The organism is Azospirillum sp. CT11-132, assembly GCF_047302835.1.
GTDB lineage: Bacteria > Pseudomonadota > Alphaproteobacteria > Azospirillales > Azospirillaceae > Azospirillum.
On the sequence record NZ_JBGLZA010000005.1, the window covers coordinates 876,979 to 897,277 of the forward strand.

Genomic DNA, 20,299 nt, shown 5'->3' on the forward strand with positions numbered 1-20,299 from the left:
CGTCCACCGCGATGTCGGAAACGTCCGGAACGATCGGCCGGAGCTGATTGCTCCCATCAATCCGGCCTGATTTGAACCTTGGTTACGCGCCTCCCATCCTGCGGCTTACGTCGGTTGACAAGAACCAAGCTGAGGACCGGGTCACCGTTTTGAGGTCTTCCCATCTGGTACAAATCCTATACACTTGTTTAGAACTACTGAGGGTTCGTACCATGGGCTCCACCAGGCGGGAGCAGGTTGTTGCCTTTCTGCGGGAGCATGGAATTGCACGATCCCGTGACATCAGGGCGCTTGGAGTGCCCCCTTCAACACTGATGCGGATGGTCGAAAATGGCGACGTGGTCCAACTCGCTCGAGGTCTCTACCAGTTGCCGGACACCGACTTCGACGCCGCGCACAGCCTCGCTGAAGTGGCAAGGCTGGTTCCCAAAGGCGTTATCTGTCTCATTTCCGCCCTCGTGTATCATGGCTTGACCTTGCAGATGCCATCGCGCGTTTGGCTTGCTCTGCCGCAAGGGACTTGGCGACCGCAGTTCGCCTATCCCCCCGTCAAAACCGTCCACATGGCAAGGGCGGCGATCAGCGCCGGAGTGGAACACCATAAGATCGAAGGGGTACTGGTGCCGATCTTCTCACCAGCCAAGACCGTCGCCGATTGCTTCAAGTTTCGTTCGCTGGTGGGCGTCGATGTGGCAATCGAGGGAATGCAGTTGGGTTTGAGAAAGCGCAAAGCCAAGCCCCAAGAGATTCTCGACCACGCCTCTGAATTGAGGGTTGCGAAGATTGTTCGCCCGTATCTCGAGGCCTGCATCAGTGACGATTAAGCCCCCCAGAAACATCGCTGCCTCAGTGCGGCAGAAGCTGCTCAACGTGGCCAAAGTCCGCGCTGCCGACTTTCAACAGATCTGCACGCAGTCAGTCTGGAACGCTTGCTTTACCGCATCAGCATTTCCGAGCACAGGGACCGCCTTATCCTGAAAGGTGGCCTGCTTTTCCTGGCGTGGCAGGCGGATACGGCTCGTCCCACCCGGGACGCCGATTTCCTTTCCTTCGGTAGCAGTGACACCGATGAGATGAAGAAAGCCTTCCAGAGCATCCTGTCTCTCCCCGCCGACGACGGCGTCCAGTTTGACCTGACGGCCATTGAGGCAACGCGCATACGCCCCGAGGACGAGTACGATGGCGTGCGCGTCACGACAAACGCAACAATCTCCGGAGCACGCTTTCCGATCCAGGTCGATATCGGCTTCGGTGATGCCATCACGCCCGGCACTCAGGAAATCCACTTCCCTACGCTTCTGAACCAGCCCGCGCCGCGCGTGCTCTCCTATCCGCCTGAGACGGTCATCGCAGAAAAACTTGAAGCCATCATTTCCTTGGGCGACATCAACGGGCGACTCAAAGACTTCTACGATCTTGGGGTTATCAGCGACTTTGGTGCAGAACTCGGCCTGAGGACGGATTTTGCCCAGAGGCGATGGTGATCAGGCGACCTTCCGGGAGGTCGGCCTGCCGAGGCTGGTCATCCGATTGATGACGGCGCAGGCGGCCTTGGCCTCGGCTCTTTGTGCGGGCAGAGTCCGGGCGCGCAGGCTGCGTCCGATGAGGACCTTGTACCTGAGCATCGCCACCTCGACCAACGATCTTCTGCCGTACTGGACGGCCCGCTGCCAACCCAGCCGACCACGCTCTTTGATCGTCTGGATGTGGCGGTCGCGCCGGGTTGGCGCGCTCTGGGCGGTGTCGCTCACCACGGCGGTCGCGCGCGGCGGGATGATCACCTCGGCGTCCGGCGCACGCTCGGCGACAGCACGATAGACGGGCTCGCCGTCGTAGGCGCCGTCCGCCAGGACCGCGCTGATCGGGCCCGTGACCTGGTCGAGCAACGGACAACCAGCGAAGCGTCTCCCTCCTCGTTGCCCGTCAACGCCGAGGCGAGGATCTCGCCAGTGGCGGGATCGACGGCCAGGTGCAGCTTTCTCCAGCTCCGGCGCGCCTGGCCTCCATGCTTTTCCAGGTGCCACTCGCCCCGGCCGAACACCTTCAGCCCGGTGGAGTCGATGACCACGGTGACCGGCCCGTCCGTCCTGGCCAGGGCCGACGCGACAGCCAGATTGGTACTGCGCCGGGAAAACGTCGTATGATCGGGAACCGGGAGGTCTAGGCCGAACCGGCGCATGAGCGAGCCCAGCAAACCCTCGGTCTGGCGCCACGGCCGTCCGGTGCAGATTCCGACTGAAAGCGGCCACGGTTTCCGACGCCAAAGCGGCCAGTATTCCGATCGCAAGCCGGCCGGCATTCCAATTTGAAGGCGGCCACCATTCCGACATGAAACCGGCCACCCTTCCGCTGTGAACGCGGCCGGCACCATCGTCGGCATGATGATGGCGTCTTCCCCGCGAGGAGAGCTTCCATCAAGCACCGCCTCCTGATCCAACCGACAGGAGGAGCGGATGCCAGCCTTGAGGCTTTCCATGCGGCAGATCCGTGAATTGTTTCGCCTGAAGTTCGGCAGCCTGCTGCCGACCAGCGATCGCCAGATCGCAGCCCAGCTCGGTGTCGCGCGCAGCACCGTGGCGGAGTACCTGGAGCGCGCCCATGCCGCCGGCCTGTCCTGGCCACTGCCCCCCGACCTCAGCGATGCCGAGCTGGAGGAGCGGCTGTTCGCCCGCCCGAACATTCGCCCCGGCGCCCGCCGGCGTCCGGAACCCGACTGGGCGGCTATGCACCGCGAACTCAAACGCCCGGGCGTCACGCTGATGATCCTGTGGGAGGAGTACCGCGCCGCTCATCCCGACGGCTACGGCTACAGCCGCTTCTGCGAGTTGTACCGGGAGTTCGAGGCGCGGCTCGCCCCCAGCATGCGTCAGCCCCACCTGTCCGGCGACAAGGTCTTCGTCGACTACTCCGGCAAGACGCTGCCCATCCGCGATCCCGCCACCGGCGCCGTGCGGCCCGCCCAGCTCTTCATCGCCGTGCTGGGCGCCTCCAACTACACCTACGCCGAGGCGACCTGGACCCAGACACTGCCCGACTGGATTGGGGCGCATGTCCGCATGTTCGAGGACCTCGGCGGTTGCCCGCGCCTGATCGTGCCGGACAACCTGAAAAGCGGCGTCCTCAAGGCTTCCTTTTACGACCCGGAGCTCAACCGCAGTTACGCCCACATGGCGCACGCCTACAGCGTCGGCATCCTGCCGGCGCGTCCGCGTCGCCCGCGTGACAAGGCCAAGGTGGAAGCCGGTGTGCGCATCGCCCAGTACTTCATCCTCGGCCGGCTGCGCAATCTGCCGTTCTTCTCCCTGGCCGAAGCCAATGGCGCGATAGACCGGGTGCTGGAGGACCTCAACACACGGCCCCAGCGCCGCCTCGGGCTCAGCCGCAGGGAGTTGTTCGAACAGCTTGATCGGCCGGCGCTGCGGCCGCTGCCCGACACGCCCTACGAATACGCGGAGTGGAAGCTCGTGCGCGTCGGCCCCGACTACCATGTCGAGGTCGCCGGCTTCTATTACTCGGTACCGGCGACGCTGATCCGCCAGCAGATCGACGCGCGCCTCACCGCCACCACGGTGGAGTTCTTCCACCGCGGCCAACGGATCGCCGCCCATGCCCGCCGGCACGGCGGCGAGCGCCACAGCACCGTGCCCGAGCACATGCCGGCGGCACACCGCCGCTATGCCGAGTGGAGCCCCGAGCGTTTCGAGCGGGACGCCGGCGACCTTGGCCCCAAACACTGTGGCGTTGATCCGCGCCATTCTCGCCAGCCGGCCGCACCCGGAACAGGGCTTCCGCACCTGCCGTGGCGTGCTGAAGCTGTTTCGCGGCCCCAACCGGGCCCGTGCCGAGGCGGTGAGTGCCCGGGCGCTGGAGATCGGCGCCACCACCGCCGACAGCATCGCCTCGATCCTGCGCAACAACCTGGACCGGGTTCGCTCCACCGCCCGCCCTGAGGCGCCGGCGCTGGACCACGCCAACATCCGCGGCTCGCGGTACTTTCATTAGGAGCCCACCATGCTTTCCCATCCCACCTTCGACCAGCTCAGCGACCTGGGGCTGCACGGCATGGCCAAGGCGCTGCGCGAGATGCAGGCCAACCGCGAGGCCGGCACGCTCAGCCATGAGGAATGGCTGGGTGTGCTGCTCGATCACGAGGTGACGCTGCGGCGGCAGAAGCGCTTCGAAGCACGCGCCAAGAGCGCCCGGCTGCGCCACCCCGCCGTAATCGAGGATGTTGATTTCCGGGCGCCGCGTGGGTTGGACCGCGCCCTGTTCCAGAAGCTGGCGACCTGCCGATGGATCCACGACCACCAGAACGTGATCATCACCGGGCCGACCGGCATCGGCAAATCCTGGCTGGCCTGCGCGCTTGGCCACCGTGCCTGCCGCGAAAACCTATCGGTACTCTACCAGCGGATGCCCCGGCTGTTCGAGACCCTGGCCCTTGCACACGGCGACGGCCGTTACGCCCGCCTGATGCGTGGCTTCGCCCGCGTGCGACTTCTCATCTTGGACGACTGGGGACCAGAGCCGCTGAACGCAGAGCAGCGCCGCGACCTGCTCGAGATCGTAGAGGACCGCTACAACGCCGGCTCTTTGCTGATCACCAGCCAAATTCCCACGGACCGCTGGCACGAACTCATTGGGGATCCGACTCTCGGGGACGCGATCTTGGACCGCATTCTTCACAACGCCTACCGCATCGACCTCACCGGAGACTCAATGCGCAAGCCGCGACGCCAGCCAGCCCTATCCGACGGAGAGTGACGAGACCGCCGGGCGCCCCCGGAGCTCCACAGGCACCTCCCAGGCAAGCCGGCCGCTCTCCAGCGTGATGAGGCGCGCTCGCGACCGGCTTGCCCGGGGCCCTCCTATGGATTCCGGGGACGCCCTCCACCTCGACATGATCATGGCGGCTTGACCCGACGCCATGCTCATGCGACACGAAAAACGCCTCGCGGGGATACGCCACCCCGGCCGCTTTCCTTCGGAACGCTGGCCGGCTTCAGTTCGGAACAGTGGCCGCCTTCAAATCGGAATACCCGGCCGGCTTCATCGGAATCTGCAACCGAACGCCAGGCGCAGCATCAGCCCGGTCTCAATGGCGACGTCGGAGTAGCGCGCTGGCCGGCCACGCCGTCCCGTGACGGGTGGCGTCCAGGCGGCGATCGCCTCCGGTGTCACCCAGATGGTCAGATCGCCACGCCGACGCAGCGCCACGTCGTAGGCCGCCCAGTTCTCCACACGGTACCGGGCCTTCGGGATCTTGGCGCGGCGCGGCTCGTTGGCCTTGTACGGCATCGGGGGCTCGGCTTCAGCGGGCCGCCTCTATACCCGCCAGAACCCTCACACCGCCAGTCCTCGGTGATTTATGCGCCAACGTCCTGCAATCGGTCATCTTGTTGGTTCATCGAAGAAAAGGGCTTGGTGGATGGCTCTCCATCGGCGTCGACGCAGGGCCACCCTACGCAGGAAATTCTATCAGCCGATCAATGATATAGCTCGTTGATCTGTATGGCTGCAGTTGGCCGTCGACCGCGAATGCGGCTGGCCCGGCGTTGGGGAATCCTGCACAATCCCGACATGAGCGGGCAAGCCATCGTGTCATCGACGGAGTCCCTGGCCGGGCTGGTGGAGCGTGTGACTTTCCACAGCGCCGAGACCGGCTTCTGCGTGCTTCGGGTAAAGGTCCGTGGGCACCGCGACTTGGTTGTCGTCGTCGCCCATGCCGCCATGATCTCCTCCGGGGAATGGATCCAGGCAAGCGGCAGCTGGGTTAACGATCGCACCCACGGCCTCCAGTTCAAGGCCACCTTCCTGAAGGCGACCCAGCCGACGACGCTGGAGGGCATCGAGAAGTACCTGGGCTCCGGCATGATCAAAGGCATCGGCCCCGTCTACGCCAGGAAGCTGGTGAAGGCATTCGGCGAGGCCGTGTTCGACGTCATCGAGGCCGAACCTGCTCGCCTTCGCGAGGTGACGGGCATCGGGCCCAGGCGGGCCGACCGCATCATCAAGGGATGGGCCGACCAGCGGGCGATCAGGGAGATCATGCTGTTCCTGCACGCCAATGGTGTCGGGACATCCAGGGCGGTCCGCATCTACAAGACCTACGGGCAGGAGGCGATCCAACTCATCACCGAAAACCCATACCGTCTGGCCCGGGACATCCGCGGCATCGGCTTCAAGACGGCCGACCAGATCGCGGCCAAGCTGGGCATCGAGAAGACGGCCATGGTCCGCGTCCGAGCGGGCATCGGCTATGCCCTGGCCGAGGCGATGGACGGGGGACACTGCGGCCTGCCGGTGGAGGACCTAGAGAAGCTGGCCAGCGACCTCCTGGAGGTCGGCACCGATCTGGTGGCCGAGGCGCTGGCCGACGAGCTTCGTGACGGCGCCGTCATCGCCGATCAGCTGGAGGGCAGGGACTGCGTCTTCCTGGCCGGGCTGTACCGGGCCGAGCAGGCCATCGCCGCCCGGCTGCGAGGGCTTGCGGGCGGGACGCTGCCCTGGCCCACCATCGACATGGAGAAGGCGCTGGAGTGGGTGAAGGGTAGGACGGGACTGACGCTGGCGCCGAGCCAGCGGGAGGCTGTCCGGCTTGCCCTGGCATCCAAGGTCATGGTTATCACCGGCGGCCCCGGCGTCGGTAAGACGACCCTGGTGAATTCCATCCTGAAGATCCTGGCCGCCAAGCACATCCGCATCCTGCTGTGCGCCCCGACCGGACGGGCGGCCAAGCGGCTCTCGGAGAGCACCGGGCTGGAGGCCAGGACCATCCACCGGCTACTCGCCTTCGACCCGGCTGCCGGAGGCTTCAAGCACAGCGAGGAGAACCGGTTGGAATGCGATCTGCTCGTCGTCGACGAGACGTCCATGGTGGACGTGCCGCTGATGAACGCGCTGCTGAAGGCGACCCCCGACAGGTCGGCCCTGATCCTGGTCGGCGATGTCGACCAGTTGCCGTCGGTGGGCCCGGGGCAGGTGCTGGCCGACGTGATTGCATCCGGCGCTGTGCCCGTGGTGCGCCTAACGGAGGTTTTCCGGCAGGCGGCGGCCAGCCGCATTATCATCAACGCCCACCGTATCAACCAGGGACAGATGCCGGACCTGACGCCCGTAGAAGGCTCGGACTTCTATTTCGTCGAGGCGGCGGAGCCCGAGGACGGTGTTCGCAAGCTCATCGAGGTCGTCAGGAACCGGATCCCGAAGCGTTTCGGCCTCGACCCCGTGCGCGATGTCCAGGTGCTCTGTCCGATGAACCGTGGGGGCCTGGGCGCCCGGTCGTTGAACGTGGGACTCCAGGCGGTGCTGAACCCGCCTGGCGATGTCCGGGTGGAGCGCTTCGGCTGGACCTACTGTGTCGGCGACAAGGTGATGCAGACCGAGAACGACTACGAGAAGGAGGTCTATAACGGCGATCTGGGGGTCATCACAGCAATCGATCCCGAGACCAGCGAACTGTTGATCGACTTCGACGGCCGGGAGGTCGCTTATGATTTCGGAGAACTCGACCGGGTGTCGCTGGCCTATGCGACGACGATCCACAAGAGCCAGGGGTCCGAGTACCCAGCCGTCGTCATCCCGCTGGCGATGCAGCACTGGACGATGCTCAGGCGCAATCTCCTCTACACCGGCGTCACCCGGGGGAAGCGACTGGTCGTCATCGTGGGACAGCGGAAGGCACTCGGAATGGCGGTACGATCATGTCAGGAAGGGCGCCGGTGGTCGAAGCTGAAGGAGTGGCTATTGTCAAAAGCAGCCTGACCAATGCGGGAACGTCGTCCTCTTATGACGGTATTGATCCTCCTAACTTCAGGTAAGCAATTCCAGTATCGATCAGACGCTGATAGGGGGCCTAAGGCGGCGGCGATTCACAAATTGTGCGCCAAAATTCTATAGCCGACATCGAAGACCAACGATCAAAGGATCCCCGATCTGCACGAGGGTAGCGACGTACCAATCGTCATGCCCCTTGACCAAAAACCAAATTCTTTGCGCTTCAAGTGATTAATCAAATCCATTGAGCTCTCCTGGTAAGATGACGGCTCCTGTGATCAAGGGCAGCAGCGAGGTTGCTGGTGCATCGCTCAACCAAGATGGGGCGGTTCCGATGAGCGCGTCAGCCTCTTCCAAGGCGCAACCGCCCTTGGGTTCGTCACCGCGGCAAAACATCCGTGGCCATCTTCTCCGCGTCGTGGTCGCGGCCTTGGCATCGATGGCCCTGATCACACTGGGCCTGTTGGCATGGAACATGACATCCCAGCGGCGGCTAGCCGAGGCGGAGATGGGCCGGACCGTCCAGGCCATCGCTGCCGCCCTCGACCAGCAGCTTCTTGTCACCACGGCCGCCCTGCAAAGCCTCGTGTCGACCATGAAGGAGAATGCCGACCCCGAACGGCTGCACCGCATCGCCGAGGACGTTATGACCAATCATCCCTATTGGTCGCACGTGATTTTGCGTGATGATACGGGCAAGATCCTTTTCACCACCGCTATTTCCTACGGGGCTCCCGCAGCCGGAACGGACGCTGTCATCCCCTGGATAAACACGGCACTGCTCACAGGCCAGCCGCAGGTATCCAACCTCTTGTACGGGCCGATTGCCCGTGCCCCGGTCGCGGTGGTGTTCGTACCGGCCCGCGGGCCGGACGGGCGACAATATGTGCTCGGTGCCGCCGTCACGGCGATCAAGTGGGAGGCACTCCTGCACGAGCAACGAATCCCGTCCGGCTGGGTGGCCGGGATCATCGACCGGGACGGCGTCATCGTCGCTCGCACTCGCGCCGCCGAAAGCTCCGTCGGGAAACTGGCTCCCGACTGGGTTCGGGAGGCCATTCAAACGGCACCAGAGGGCCACGCGTCAGGCCCAGCGCTGGAAGGAGAACCGCTGTCGCTGGCTTTTGCACGCTCGCACGTCTCAGGGTGGACCGTTGCCTTTGCCGCTCCTGCCAAGGTGTTCGAAGCCCCGATGCGCCGTTCGTTGATGTTGGCGACGACGGTATGCGTCCTGGCGCTCGGGTTCGCGTCGCTCCTGGTGCTGGTCTACGCACGTCGGCTATCCCAGGCTGTCGTGGGGTTGGCGCGGGTGGTGGACGCTATGCGGGAGCCGGAGGCGAAGTTGCCGCCGTCACCCGGTATCGATCTCGCGGAACTGGCCTCGGTGTACGAGTCGATGCAGACCACCGATGCCCATCTGCGACGTGTGGAGGAAGAGCGCCTGACAGCGATGCGAGAGCTTCAACATCGGGTGAAGAACGACCTCCAGGCAATCCTGAGCCTGATCGCTTTGGAGAGCGGCCAGTCCAATGGGGCTGAGACCCACCGCATCCTTGGTGAATTGCAAGGCCGTGTCGAGGCGCTGCGCCTCATCCACAGCCGCCTCTACGAGACCAGCCGAGTTGGGACGGTCGAATTGGGCGGATACCTGCGAGAGCTCTGCACAAATGCAGTCGCCTTGTATGGGCGGAGCATTGCCGGGGAGGTCACCCTCAGGGCAAGCGTCTGTGAGGTCTACGTCGACCATAACACGGCGGTGTCGCTCGGTCTGATCGCCAACGAGTTCGTCACCAACAGCACCAAGCATGCCTTCCCCGAAGGAGCAGGGACGATCATGCTCGATCTGGACGTGCCACATCCAGGGTCCGTCTGTCTCACCCTAACCGACAACGGCATTGGCATTCCGGAGGGGCAGACACGGGCCTCCGGTCTTCAGCTGATCGCCATGCTTGCCGAACAGGTTGGCGGGGAACCACAATGGACGGTTGGCCCCGGAACCCAGCTGCGAGTGATGTTTCTTATCTGAGTCTGTGGATCGGCGCCCAATCACGGCCAGATGGGAGGACGGTTTACATCGTTGATTTTGATAGAGAAACCCCACAGCAGAGTGGCTCTGCATCGACGCCGATCTACAGGCAAGGCGCCGATCACGCCGCCGGGAGGCCGGTCAGGGGGGCAAGCAACTGCTCCGGTTCAATTCATCCTTGGCAGTGTTTAACGAACCCCATCGCGCGCTTTTCGAATGTGCAGGTACGTTGTTAGCGAGTTGCAAAAACCTACGGCGGCGATCGCATCAGGCTACGAGCAGGTGTGGGGATGGATGGATACCTTTCCTATGCCATCCTAAATGGGAAAGCCCCCTTGCTTGCCGCTCGCCAGTCGTCTTTGGGAGGGCATGTAGGGACGAGCGGTGCGCTCTTACGCTGTTAAAGCCTCTGAAGGAATATTATTTCTCATTTTAGAAATAAATAAAGCCAGACTGCAGATAGCAAATCGCGAAAAGGAGTCTCTCTGAAACAGAAAAACCACATTGCAATGCAATTGCGCATGCTTTGAATGCTTCCATGCTGATTTCGCAACGAGTCATTAACTTCTAAGCGCCCAAATTTAAGGGTTTTTACATTCTGGACCCGGAATCATCGGACTGCGCGCCGGCATGACAGATACCAGTCAAAAAGACGAGGCGAGAATGAGAATCACGATCAAAACGACCCTTCTGGTCATTCTTGCCGTGCTGGGCGGCATGCTGATGTTGTCGGATGCCGTGAGTTTGAGCTCGATGAGCGACGCGAAGGAGGGCCTCAAATCTGTCTATGAGGATCGCGTGATTCCCTTGCGCGATCTGAAGGTGATCTCTGATTCCTACGCCGTCGACATCGTTGACGCAGCGCACAAGGTCCGCAACGGCAATACGGACTGGAACGCCGCCATTGCATCGACCCAGAGGGCGAAGCTCGAAATTGCCAAGCGTTGGCAAGCTTACCTTGCAACCGACATGGACCCGGATGAGACACGGCTCCTCACGGAGATCAAGCCTTTGATGGAGCACGCGAACCGGACCGTGCAGACTCTCTCCGACCTTCTTAGAGAGAAGGATTCCTCCAGGTTCGACAAATTCGTCCGCGAGGAGCTGTACGCGGGTATCGACCCTGTCACCGGAAAGATCGGGGAGTTGATCGACATCCAAGTCCGTGCCGCTGGCAGTAGCTATGACACGGTGTCGGCGGTAAACAATCAAGCGACCGTCACGACCTGGACCATCTCGGCGCTGGCCGTCATGATGGTTATTGGTGGATTTGCCATCGTCCTTCGCAAGGTAACTTCCCCCATTGCCGGTCTGACGGTAGCGATGACACAGCTTGCTGCTCACGACTTGAGTATTGCGATTCCAGCCGTGGATCACCAGGACGAAGTGGGCGCTATGGCGCGTGCGGTCGAAGTGTTCAAACACAATATGATCGAAGCTGAGCAGCTGCGGTCTGACCAGGAACGGCAGAAGCAGCTGGCGGAAGAAGACAAGCGCCGAACGATGGGGCGCATTGCCGACGAGTTCGAGGCGAACGTCAAGGGCGTTGTTCAGTTCGTGTCGTCAGCCGCCGCACAGTTGCAGTCTAACGCCCAGAGCATGTCGGCAATCGCCGAGGAGACTGCGCGCCAGTCCACCGCCGTGGCGGTGGCAATCGAGCAGGCGTCGGCCAACGTCCAGACCGTCGCATCGGCCTCGGAGGAGCTTAGCAGCTCGATCGGCGAGATCAGCCGCCAAGTGACCCAATCCTCCCGCATCTCTGGGGCCGCGGTGGTGCAGGCCGAGCAAACCAACACGACCGTCGAGGGGTTGAGCGTCTCGGCTCAGCGCATCGGCGATGTCCTTGGGCTGATCCAGAACATTGCCAGCCAAACCAACCTGCTGGCGCTGAACGCCACCATCGAAGCAGCACGAGCTGGGGAGGCGGGCAAAGGATTCGCCGTGGTCGCCAACGAGGTCAAGCAACTGGCAAGTCAAACGGCTAAAGCCACTGAGGAGATTGCCGGCCAAATCTCGGAGATTCAAGTGAGGACCGGGGGCGCGGTGGAGGCTATTCGCGGTATAGGTCGCACCATCACGCAGGTGAACGAGATCGCCGGGACGATTGCCGCAGCGGTCGAGGAACAGACGGCGGCGACCAGAGAAATTGGGCGCAACGTTCAGCAAGCAGCCCAAGGCACCCAGGAGGTGTCCAACAACATCGTCGGCGTGAGCAAAGCGGCTGAGGAAGCGGGAACGGCTTCGAGCCAAGTTCTCGACGCCGCCAGTCGGCTATCACACGAAGCCGAGCGCCTGCGCGACGAGGTCGATACCTTCATTGCCCGAGTTCGGGCTGCTTGAGGTGGTGTAGTGTGAATCAGCGCCAGTTCAGGACCCCTGTCAGCGTCTGATTGACCCCGAAATTGCTTACCTGAGGTTAGATGGATCATTAGCTTACAGCCGATAACCCCTTCCTGACAGGGGTCCTGAACTGGCGCTGACTCACACTGCAGGCCGAGGACGGCTCGCCGCCGGGCGGAGTCCTGGTCGGAGGCGAGTGTCTTCTCGACGGTGGTTCGTTAAGCCGGCCGGTCCACTCATGCATGCAGGCAATGGCGGGGCGGCCGCCCTGGCCTGTCGGAGCCGCCGTCAACGACCGCCGATAATCGTCTCTTGGCGTTGTTTAGCTGACACTTATCGCGCTGCCCTCTTCAAGGCAAAGGTGGCCGCCGCCTTGCAAGAAGGGAACTCCGAGGCCCGGATTGTGGACAGCATCCCGGACTCGGCTTTCAAGGATTGGAACGACCAAATCCGCGGCGTCATCAAGGCCGACACCGAAGCTGCCAAGGCGGCAGCACGGGCCGAGGCCGAGGCAGCCGCGGCGATCGACGCCGCCCAGCGCCGCCGGGAGGAGGAGGCCCCTGGGCGCAGGCTGGAGGCGGACCCCGCCTGTGATCCTCTAGCGCGGTATCCTATAATAGGATGGCGTGCTATTTTACTTTGCTACAGCAAAGTATAACAACAGGGGTTCGTATGATCGGCTTTGGCACTTATGAGTCGTTCGAGGCCGAGGGCGGGCGGTATCTGACGTGCTACCGCCCGCCCGTACCGCCCCTGCCCCCCATTGACGACGTGTGGGAAGTACTGGACCGGGCGCGGGCCGTCGTCGCGGAGTTCGACCGGGCGCTTTCCACTTTCCCCGTGCCCGGTGTCGTCGGACGCCTGTTCGCCCGGCTGGACGCCGTGCATTCCTCCGGGGCAGAGGGGGCGACCACGACATTTACCGACCTTCTGGAGTTCCAGACGGTCTTGCGCCGGGCGAAAGACCCGCACGACGCAGCGTCCGTGTCGGGGGCGGCTGAGGCGTTCGACGCCTTGCACGAGGGCATGGGTGATCCGCTGGACGCCGCTCTTGCGATCCACCGTCGCTTGTTCGAGCGCGACCCCGACCCGTATTGGGCCAACCAGGCGGGCAGATGGAAGACCTATGCCAACGCCACGGACGACCCGGAATCGGCAACGGGGCTGTTCCATTACACGTCCCCGGCGTCCCTGTCGGGGGTGCTAGAGGAGTGGCGGGCGTTCACCATGGCCGAGGGCGGCCCCGAACTGGTCCGCCAAGCCCTGTCGCATTGGATGTTCGAGCACGTCCACCCGACCGCGGACGGCAACGGCCGCGTCGGGCGGCTGCTGGTACCGCTCATTCTCCGGGCCAAAGGCGCGACGGCGAACGCTTGCGCCTTCCTTGGCGAAGCCGTCCACCGGGACAAGGGCGTGTATGTTTCCGCCCTGAAGCGGGGGCGGCAGACGGGCGACATGGGCGCGTGGACGAGGGTGTTCCTGTCGCTGACCGCGCAGACGGCCGGGTTGAATCTGGACCGGGTGGCGCGGCTCGGGGCACTTTACGACGGCTGGAGGCGGGCGACAAAGGGCGTCCGCGCCGATAGCGCCGTGCATGACCTTGTTCCGTGGATCGTGACCCGGCCGACCTTCACCGTCCGGGATGCCTTGGCAGGCATCGGCCGGGGAACCTTCGCCAGCGTCAACCGGGCCGTGGGCCAGCTTGCCAACGCCGGGATTGTGGAGCCCGTCGGGGCAGGGCAGCGTGACCGCCTGTTCACCGCTTCCGCCATCGTCGCCTTGTTCGAGGGTCCAGCCGCTCAGCGGGCCCCAACTCCGGAACCCCGGTCCCGGACGCCGCGCCCGTAGACGGAATCCGTCCGCCTGGAGATCGGGAGGAAAGGAGGGGCTGTGAAACAGCACGCAGGTGGAACCCCAAGAGTTCTCATGCCCTCAGCAGGTTACTGTGCCGATCGGCGTCGAAACCCCTGCCGATTTAGAACCTGTTCGTAGACGTCATGCGCTGACCTCCTGGGGCGTGAGCCGCTTCAGGCGCCTGGAAAGGATGGAGATGAAGGCGACTTCGACGAACGCGACGAGGTGCTCCTTCGTCCGCTCGACGATGGTGTTCAATCGTCGGTAGCGGCTGATCCAGCTGAAGGAGCGCTCCACGACCCAGGCGATCTCGGTAGGAATGAACACGCCGTCACGGCCGCGGGCGATCGGCCGGACGGTGATGCCGAGCGCTTCCGCGGCTTTGGCCAAGCGTTCACCCCGATAGCCGAGATCACCGATGGCGGGGCCTTGGAACCCACGTCCAGCGAGTTGGCGCAGTACCGGTACGATGCCCTTGGTGTCGTGCACGTTGGCCGGCATGGCGTCGATCGCCAGCGGGAGGCCGTACTTCTCCACCGCGATGCTGACCTTCACGCCGCGGATCTTCTTGCCGCCATCCACGCCCCGCGCGAAACAACTCGGGGCCGAGGGGCAGGTGCGGCTGTCGATCACCACCGTGCTCGGCTCGGCCGTGTCGCCGCATGCCATGCGCCACGTGCGGCACAGCCGGTCGAGTAAGCGCCGCCACAGTCCGAGCCGGGTCCAGCGGGCGAACAGGGTGTACAACGTGCCGAACGGAATGCCGGTGAGCTGACCGATGGCGCGCCATTGCATGCCGCAAAAGCACACGCACCAGATTGCCATGATCGCATTGCGCAACGCTGCTCCCGTGAGCGCCGGCTTCGGCCCGGAACGGGTTGGGCGACTGCCGTCGGCCGCCATCGCTGTCAGCTCGCTGAGCACCTCATCGACAAAAGCATCGGCATCCCAGAACGTATCCCAGGACGCCGACGTGGTGCTTGCGGGACGAACGGCAGTGCCCATAGAGTGCGGATCCAGGCAGTCAGAACGAGGGCCGCAGACCTACCAGACCACGCCCCGCCGCACCACCCCTACTCAGCTTAAAGTAGCATCCCGCTCAGCGCCAGCCGGGACTGCTCGGGTGCAAACAAATTCTGAATCTGGCTACCTTCCTGATTTTATGAGAGAAAATTTCTAATAGGTGGCCAACGAGCATGACGACCACTTCGCGTAGCAGGTGCCTCCGGCTTGTTTAAGCCCACTTAAATAAGAGCCCCGCCTATTTAAGCCAACTGCCTTTTGCTTTATTTATCGTCGCCGGCTATAGAAGACCGCATGTCTGACGCCGTAGCACCCAATCCGCGGTTCGGCTGCTTCGTAGAGACCGCCGCTGCCGGCGAGACGGTCCACGCCTTCGTGCCGCCTCCGCTCCCGCCGGAGCCCGGCATAGACGTCCTGCCTCTCCTAGAGCGCCTCAGCCTCGCCGAACGCGCCCTCGGCCGGCTCGACGGCATTACCATGCTCCTGCCGCGGCAGGAGCTGTTCCTTTACATGTACGTCCGCAAGGAGGCCGTGCTGTCCTCGCAGATTGAGGGCACGCAATCGACGCTCACCGATCTACTGCGCTTTGAGACCGAGGCGCAGGCTGGCCAGCCGATCGACGATGTTAGGGAGGTGTCCAACTACGTCGATGCCATGATGTTCGGGCTGGAGCGGCTGAACGAGCTACCGTTGTCGCTCCGGTTGATCTGCGAGATGCATGCTCGCCTTCTTCAAAGCGGTCGCGGCGAGACAAAGAGCCCTGGCGAATTCCGGCGTTCGCAGAACTGGATCGGCGGCACGCGGCCCGGCAATGCCCTCTACGTTCCGCCACCGGTGACCGAACTCGGCGCCTGCCTCGCCGCCCTCGAGGCATTCATGCACGAGGACCGCTCGCGGTTGCCGACGCTCATCAAGGCCGGGCTCCTTCACGTGCAATTCGAGACGATTCACCCTTTCCTAGACGGCAACGGCCGCATTGGCCGTCTGCTCGTTACCCTATTCCTGTGTGTCCATGGCGTGCTGCGTTCGCCGCTTCTCTACCTGAGCCTTTACCTCAAGACCCACCGGGCCGACTATTACCGTCTGCTGCAGGAGGTGCGTGAGCAGGGCGCCTGGGAGGCTTGGCTCGAGTTCTTCCTCGATGGGGTTGCAGAGACGGCTAACCAAGCCTTCAACGCCGCTACCCGTATAGTCGGTTTGTTCAAGGAGGATCGCGAGCGCATAACGGCGGCAAGTGAACGCACTGGCTCGGCGTTGCGTGTTCACGACCTTCTCCAGCAAAATCCGTTTGTGACCGCCAACCTCCTTGTCGAGCGTACCAGCCTCAGCGCACCGACCGTCAACGCCGCGCTTGCTGACCTCGAGCGTCTCGGCATCGTGGAGGAGGTTACCGGGCGTAAACGCGGGCGTGTGTTCGCTTACCGCCAATACCTCGCAATTCTAAGCGAGGGAACCGATCCGCTTCCGGTGACGGGTTGAGATTTCCACCCTCTTGACTCCGGTTTCCTCTGACGCTTCTCATTGGTGAGAACGTATGAGGAACGCATGCGCATACAGGGTGCCGTCCTACTGCTACCCACCCTTCGCCTCCGTGACCTCCTCCGCCAGACAGTGGATGCGGTGCGGCTATGCCATCGATGCGGGCATGAGGAGGAGATCGATGGGGCAGAGTTGTTGGGACGCCTGGGGCCGCATGCCTTCCTGAAGCACGCCGTCAACGAGATAGCATGCGCCCGCTGCGCTCATACTGGACAGGCCTCCTGGAAGTCGTCACCGTCGCTGTCGCGCTATGATGGTCGGATCGGCGACCTAATGGCGGTGCGCAGCCAGCTTTCCGCGACCTGCGGCGCCTGCCGGCGGCGATGGGAGGTGGACGTCGTGGACGCGATACAGCGGCTGGGGCCGGACGTCCGGCTGGCGGAGTTGCGCGATGTCCTGTCCTGTCCATTCTGTCGGCGGCGCGGTTGGGCCGTCGTTAAGCCGGGTGGTCGGGTTGACGCAGCATACCCGGACGATCATCCTGACCGCATGTGCGGACGATTTGCCATTCACAGCCCGAGCAACCAGATCGCCAGCCGATTCGGCGTGGTCGGTCAGCTTCCAGAGTTCGGCCCGCGCTACAACGCGGCGCCGTTGCAGATGCTGCCGGTGATCCGGTCCCATCCGGAGACCCGCGAGCGCACGCTCTCCCTGCTTCGCTGGGGGCTGGTGCCAGTGTGGTCGAAGGACAGCAGCGGCGCGGCGCGGATGATCAACGCCCGCGCCGAGTCGACGCCCGACAAGCCGGCATTCCGATCAGCGTTCAAGAAGCGCCGGTGCCTAATCCCCTTCGACAACTTCTATGAGTGGAAGACCGAGGGGAAGGCCAAGCAGCCCTTCGCCTTCGGCACGACGAGCAACGAGAAGCCGGACGCTTTCGCCGGGCTCTGGGAAGGCTGGCAGGATCCGTCGAGCGATGAGTGGCTGCACACCTTCACCATTGTGACCACCGAGGCGAACGACGTCACGCGCGAGGTCCACGACCGCATGCCGGTGATCCTGCCGCCGACGACTTGGGCCGCTTGGCTTGGGGAGGAGGGCGCCAGCGCCGACGAGTTGATGGCGCTGATGCGCCCGTACCCGGCGGACCAGATACGGCTGTGACCGGTCCATGGGGACGTCGGCAACGTGCGGAACGACCGGCCCGGCCTGATCGAGCCCATCAACTCCAAGTAGACGTCGCCGCACAAAGACCGGAAATATTTCGCCACGCTGAGGTCGCGATACAAATGGATAGCGACAAGGATATATTCGAGAAAATTTCTTCCAATTTTAGTGTGCTTATTGGAGCAGCGTTTGGATTGTTTCTTTTGGTGAATTTCGTTCTTTCAATGGCTGATAAATGGATCCCAGGATTTTCCAGCCGCTTATATGATATATTCAATATAAACAATTCGGTGAAAGGCCCTCAAAGTCAGATTTACCATAACTTTTCTGCAGATCAGGAGGGCGTAACGATAGTTGAGGAGGCTTGCGTATTGTATTTCTATGAAAATCGAGAAACGTTGTTCGATGCAAAATACATCAGCATTAGAGAGCCGTATCTTTCTATGAGATTTACAGATCGGCAAGTAAAAATGTTGTGCCATTATGATTTTATGTCCTTTATAATTTTCGGAATCATAGAGGGTAAATTAGTGGAATGGCAGTCTATGCGGCACCATTGACTGTGCAAGGGTAAATTTTACATCACTTGCGAAGCAAGTGAATAGATCATTGCTGAACTGACCATTGCTGAGCGTTTGAATCCGTCAGAACCTTAGCGCTTTGCCTTCTACCGTGCCATCCTCCGTTTTCCGCGACATGTCTCGTGCGAGGCGGCGTGCTCGGGAGGATCAGAAGATGCTGAGATACATAATTGCAGCTGCTGCCATGGTCGTGACGCTGGCTGCCAGTTCCGGTGCGTCGACTGCGGCCATGCCGCAGCAGGAGAAGATGAAGACCTGCAATGCCGATGCGACCGCCAAGAGCCTGAAGGGTGACGAGCGCAAGGCGTTCATGAGCGCCTGCCTCTCGAACAAGCCGGCCGCAACCGCCGAACCTGCCAAGCCGCTGACGGGTCAGCAGGACAAGATGAAGAAGTGCAACGCCGACGCCGCTGGAAAAACGGGTGAAGATCGGAAGGCGTTCATGAGCAGCTGCCTGAAGGGCTGACACCAGGGGCGACACTGCCCGCCGTCACCGGGGTTGGGCAGTGTCGACGGGCGGATACCGAATCTGCCGGCGTAGGCTTCCTAATCACGGCGTGGCGGTTAACCGCCGTGAGCCCGGCGCCATTGCGCAACCATCGCCTCCGTCACCTCGTCGGAATAGCAGATCGGCGCCCGGCCCCCCGGCTTGCTGTAGGCGCTCCGACCGCCGCACCGGTGACCGTTGCGCATCGTGCTATAAGGGCAGGCACAGTTGCCTGGGTAGGAAGCGATCGACTCCGCGATGATCCGCTGCCGCACCTCGTCATCGGTCGGCCGGGCATCTCGCGCGACCGCGGTACCGGCGATCAGCAGAGCCGCCGCGACGGCGGAATTCGCACAGACCTTCGATAATCGGTTGGTCATTGTCTGGGGCTCCGCCGTGCGGCGACGCAGCTCCAGGCGTAAAGCGCACCCAAGATGCAGGCGAACACGGCACCTTCGACGATGAGCGTGAAGCCGCGGGACAAGGGATCGCGTTTGGTCATTGTGCCGCCTTCCTCCACCCGGCGGCGGAAGCGTCCTGCTCGCTGCAAAACCACCGCTCCCCGTCGCGCTCGTTGATCTGCGTCTGCTCGTAAAACCGGCCGCCGGGAACGTGATAGATGCGCTCCCCCTTGGCGGAGATGTTGCCCTTAATCGTGCACCTGGCGGCCGCCGCAGCCAGCGCCGCGGTATTCTGATTGGCGGGCTGCTGCTTACCCTCCCGCTTGTCCTTTCGCCAGTCCCAGGGAGGCTGGAAGGTCCCGGCCCAGATGCCGGCGCGAGCGGCGCGGGCAGTTGCCTCGGCGTCGACATACTCCTTGCTGTACTGGCGATAGGCCATGGCCCATCCATTGGCGACCATCCAGGCATTGAGCGATTCGCCGCCGGCCGAACACGCGGCAACGCTCCGCCCGTACCGATCGGTGTCCTTCACCTCGCACGTCACCGGCCGCCGAGCGATCCGGTCGGACAGAGCCAGCGCCGCTCGCTGACCGCAGCGCCAATCCTTGCCGGCGGCGTCCTGGCAAAGCTGGGCACTTTCCGGTGCGTCGATGCCATGGAGCCGGATGCGCTTGTCTTGGACCTCCAGGGTGTCGCCGTCAATGACCGACGCAGTGCCGGCGATGGTCTCAGCCGCGACCGCAGGGGAGGAGATGAAGAGAAGGGTGGCGATGAGAACAGGAATGCGCATGGGAGAACTCGCAGGGGGGCCGTGCAACCCTATGATGCTCGGGAACACGGCTGTTGTCGATCATCACGGGGACCTCGACGGAAGCACGGGTCACGCGGCCAATTGACATCGCTTGATTGCATATAACAGGCTGTTGATCGCCAAAAAATAAAGGGGAAGGCAAATGTTGCGTATGCATTTAGCTCTGTTGATTGCCGTCGCTAGCGTAGTTGCTGCATCGCCGAGTTATGCGCGTGGCGGCAGTGGGGGACACAGTTCAAGCGGCGCAAGGGTCTACAGCGGGACTGGTTCCAACTCGAACTCACACTACACCAGCGGGTATACCACAAATCGGGGCACGTACGTCGCGCCCCACTATCAGACCAATCCCAACTC

At 62.9% G+C, this 20,299-nt stretch carries 16 protein-coding genes and 3 pseudogenes; 14 read left to right on the forward strand and 5 right to left on the reverse strand.

Annotated features, from left to right (window positions below):
- Window positions 1–212: 212 nt before the first annotated feature.
- Both ACCD06_RS23705 and ACCD06_RS23710 read left to right on the forward strand, forming a co-directional pair.
- A complete protein-coding gene (locus ACCD06_RS23705; RefSeq protein WP_109157375.1) occupies window positions 213–824 on the forward strand; it encodes a type IV toxin-antitoxin system AbiEi family antitoxin domain-containing protein in 612 nt (203 codons plus the stop codon).
- 105 nt (window positions 825–929) lie between these two features.
- Window positions 930–1,484, forward strand: a complete 555-nt coding sequence (locus ACCD06_RS23710) for a nucleotidyl transferase AbiEii/AbiGii toxin family protein (RefSeq protein ID WP_158282104.1) — start codon at window positions 930–932, stop codon at window positions 1,482–1,484.
- Here the strand turns inward: ACCD06_RS23710 and ACCD06_RS23715 are convergent.
- Window positions 1,485–2,224: pseudogene (locus ACCD06_RS23715) on the reverse strand (IS5 family transposase); the annotation flags it as partial.
- Between ACCD06_RS23715 and ACCD06_RS23720 the strand changes: the two are divergent.
- From ACCD06_RS23720 to istB, 3 genes and pseudogenes are all read left to right on the forward strand, one after another.
- Window positions 2,178–2,309: a hypothetical protein gene (locus ACCD06_RS23720; RefSeq protein ID WP_282183597.1), complete on the forward strand. Its 132-nt coding sequence runs from the start codon at window positions 2,178–2,180 to the stop codon at window positions 2,307–2,309. The pseudogene ACCD06_RS23715 and the gene ACCD06_RS23720 sit on opposite strands and share 47 nt — an antisense overlap.
- Before the next feature lie 165 nt (window positions 2,310–2,474).
- Window positions 2,475–4,002, forward strand: a pseudogene (gene istA / locus ACCD06_RS23725) (IS21 family transposase).
- A gap of 9 nt (window positions 4,003–4,011) precedes the next feature.
- Window positions 4,012–4,764, forward strand: a complete 753-nt coding sequence (gene istB / locus ACCD06_RS23730) for an IS21-like element helper ATPase IstB (protein ID WP_252142257.1) — start codon at window positions 4,012–4,014, stop codon at window positions 4,762–4,764.
- Window positions 4,765–5,052: 288 nt separating this feature from the next.
- Here the strand turns inward: istB and ACCD06_RS23735 are convergent.
- Window positions 5,053–5,298, reverse strand: a pseudogene (locus ACCD06_RS23735) (transposase); the annotation flags it as partial.
- Between the two features lie 240 nt (window positions 5,299–5,538).
- Here ACCD06_RS23735 and ACCD06_RS23740 point away from each other — a divergent pair.
- From ACCD06_RS23740 to ACCD06_RS23760, 5 genes are all read left to right on the forward strand, one after another.
- On the forward strand, window positions 5,539–7,764 hold the full coding sequence (locus ACCD06_RS23740) for an ATP-dependent RecD-like DNA helicase (RefSeq protein WP_413343960.1): 2,226 nt from the start codon (window positions 5,539–5,541) through the stop codon (window positions 7,762–7,764).
- 286 nt (window positions 7,765–8,050) lie between these two features.
- The gene (locus ACCD06_RS23745) at window positions 8,051–9,802 is read left to right on the forward strand and encodes a sensor histidine kinase (RefSeq protein ID WP_413343962.1); all 1,752 of its coding nucleotides are present in this window, start codon (window positions 8,051–8,053) and stop codon (window positions 9,800–9,802) included.
- A gap of 630 nt (window positions 9,803–10,432) precedes the next feature.
- The gene (locus tag ACCD06_RS23750) at window positions 10,433–12,142 is read left to right on the forward strand and encodes a methyl-accepting chemotaxis protein (protein ID WP_109074286.1); all 1,710 of its coding nucleotides are present in this window, start codon (window positions 10,433–10,435) and stop codon (window positions 12,140–12,142) included.
- 361 nt (window positions 12,143–12,503) lie between these two features.
- On the forward strand, window positions 12,504–12,800 hold the full coding sequence (locus tag ACCD06_RS23755) for a hypothetical protein (RefSeq protein WP_413343964.1): 297 nt from the start codon (window positions 12,504–12,506) through the stop codon (window positions 12,798–12,800).
- A 14-nt stretch (window positions 12,801–12,814) separates the two neighbouring features.
- Window positions 12,815–13,990 carry a Fic family protein gene (locus ACCD06_RS23760; protein ID WP_158281970.1) on the forward strand — a complete coding sequence of 392 codons (1,176 nt, stop codon included), beginning with the start codon at window positions 12,815–12,817 and terminating at the stop codon, window positions 13,988–13,990.
- 147 nt (window positions 13,991–14,137) lie between these two features.
- On the opposite strand, the gene ACCD06_RS23765 is transcribed toward ACCD06_RS23760, so the two are convergent.
- A complete protein-coding gene (locus tag ACCD06_RS23765) occupies window positions 14,138–15,001 on the reverse strand; it encodes an IS5 family transposase (protein ID WP_413343966.1) in 864 nt (287 codons plus the stop codon).
- Window positions 15,002–15,313: 312 nt separating this feature from the next.
- On the opposite strand from ACCD06_RS23765, the gene ACCD06_RS23770 reads away from it, so the two are divergent.
- The 4 genes from ACCD06_RS23770 to ACCD06_RS23785 all read left to right on the forward strand — a co-directional run bounded on the left by ACCD06_RS23770 (window position 15,314) and on the right by ACCD06_RS23785 (window position 18,712).
- Window positions 15,314–16,498 (forward strand): Fic family protein, encoded by a 1,185-nt coding sequence (locus ACCD06_RS23770; RefSeq protein ID WP_109074284.1) that lies wholly within the window; start codon window positions 15,314–15,316, stop codon window positions 16,496–16,498.
- 333 nt (window positions 16,499–16,831) lie between these two features.
- Window positions 16,832–17,662, forward strand: coding sequence for an SOS response-associated peptidase (locus ACCD06_RS23775; RefSeq protein WP_199232149.1), 831 nt, complete (start codon window positions 16,832–16,834; stop codon window positions 17,660–17,662).
- Window positions 17,663–17,787: 125 nt separating this feature from the next.
- Window positions 17,788–18,225 carry a hypothetical protein gene (locus ACCD06_RS23780; RefSeq protein WP_146205481.1) on the forward strand — a complete coding sequence of 146 codons (438 nt, stop codon included), beginning with the start codon at window positions 17,788–17,790 and terminating at the stop codon, window positions 18,223–18,225.
- A 205-nt stretch (window positions 18,226–18,430) separates the two neighbouring features.
- Complete coding sequence (locus ACCD06_RS23785; protein WP_109074283.1) at window positions 18,431–18,712, forward strand: PsiF family protein; 282 nt, start codon at window positions 18,431–18,433, stop codon at window positions 18,710–18,712.
- A 98-nt stretch (window positions 18,713–18,810) separates the two neighbouring features.
- Here the strand turns inward: ACCD06_RS23785 and ACCD06_RS23790 are convergent, their stop codons facing one another.
- Window positions 18,811–19,113, reverse strand: a complete 303-nt coding sequence (locus ACCD06_RS23790; RefSeq protein WP_109074282.1) for a hypothetical protein — start codon at window positions 19,111–19,113, stop codon at window positions 18,811–18,813.
- 118 nt (window positions 19,114–19,231) lie between these two features.
- Window positions 19,232–19,924, reverse strand: a complete 693-nt coding sequence (locus ACCD06_RS23795; RefSeq protein WP_109074281.1) for a thermonuclease family protein — start codon at window positions 19,922–19,924, stop codon at window positions 19,232–19,234.
- Between the last annotated feature and the right edge of the window lie 375 nt (window positions 19,925–20,299).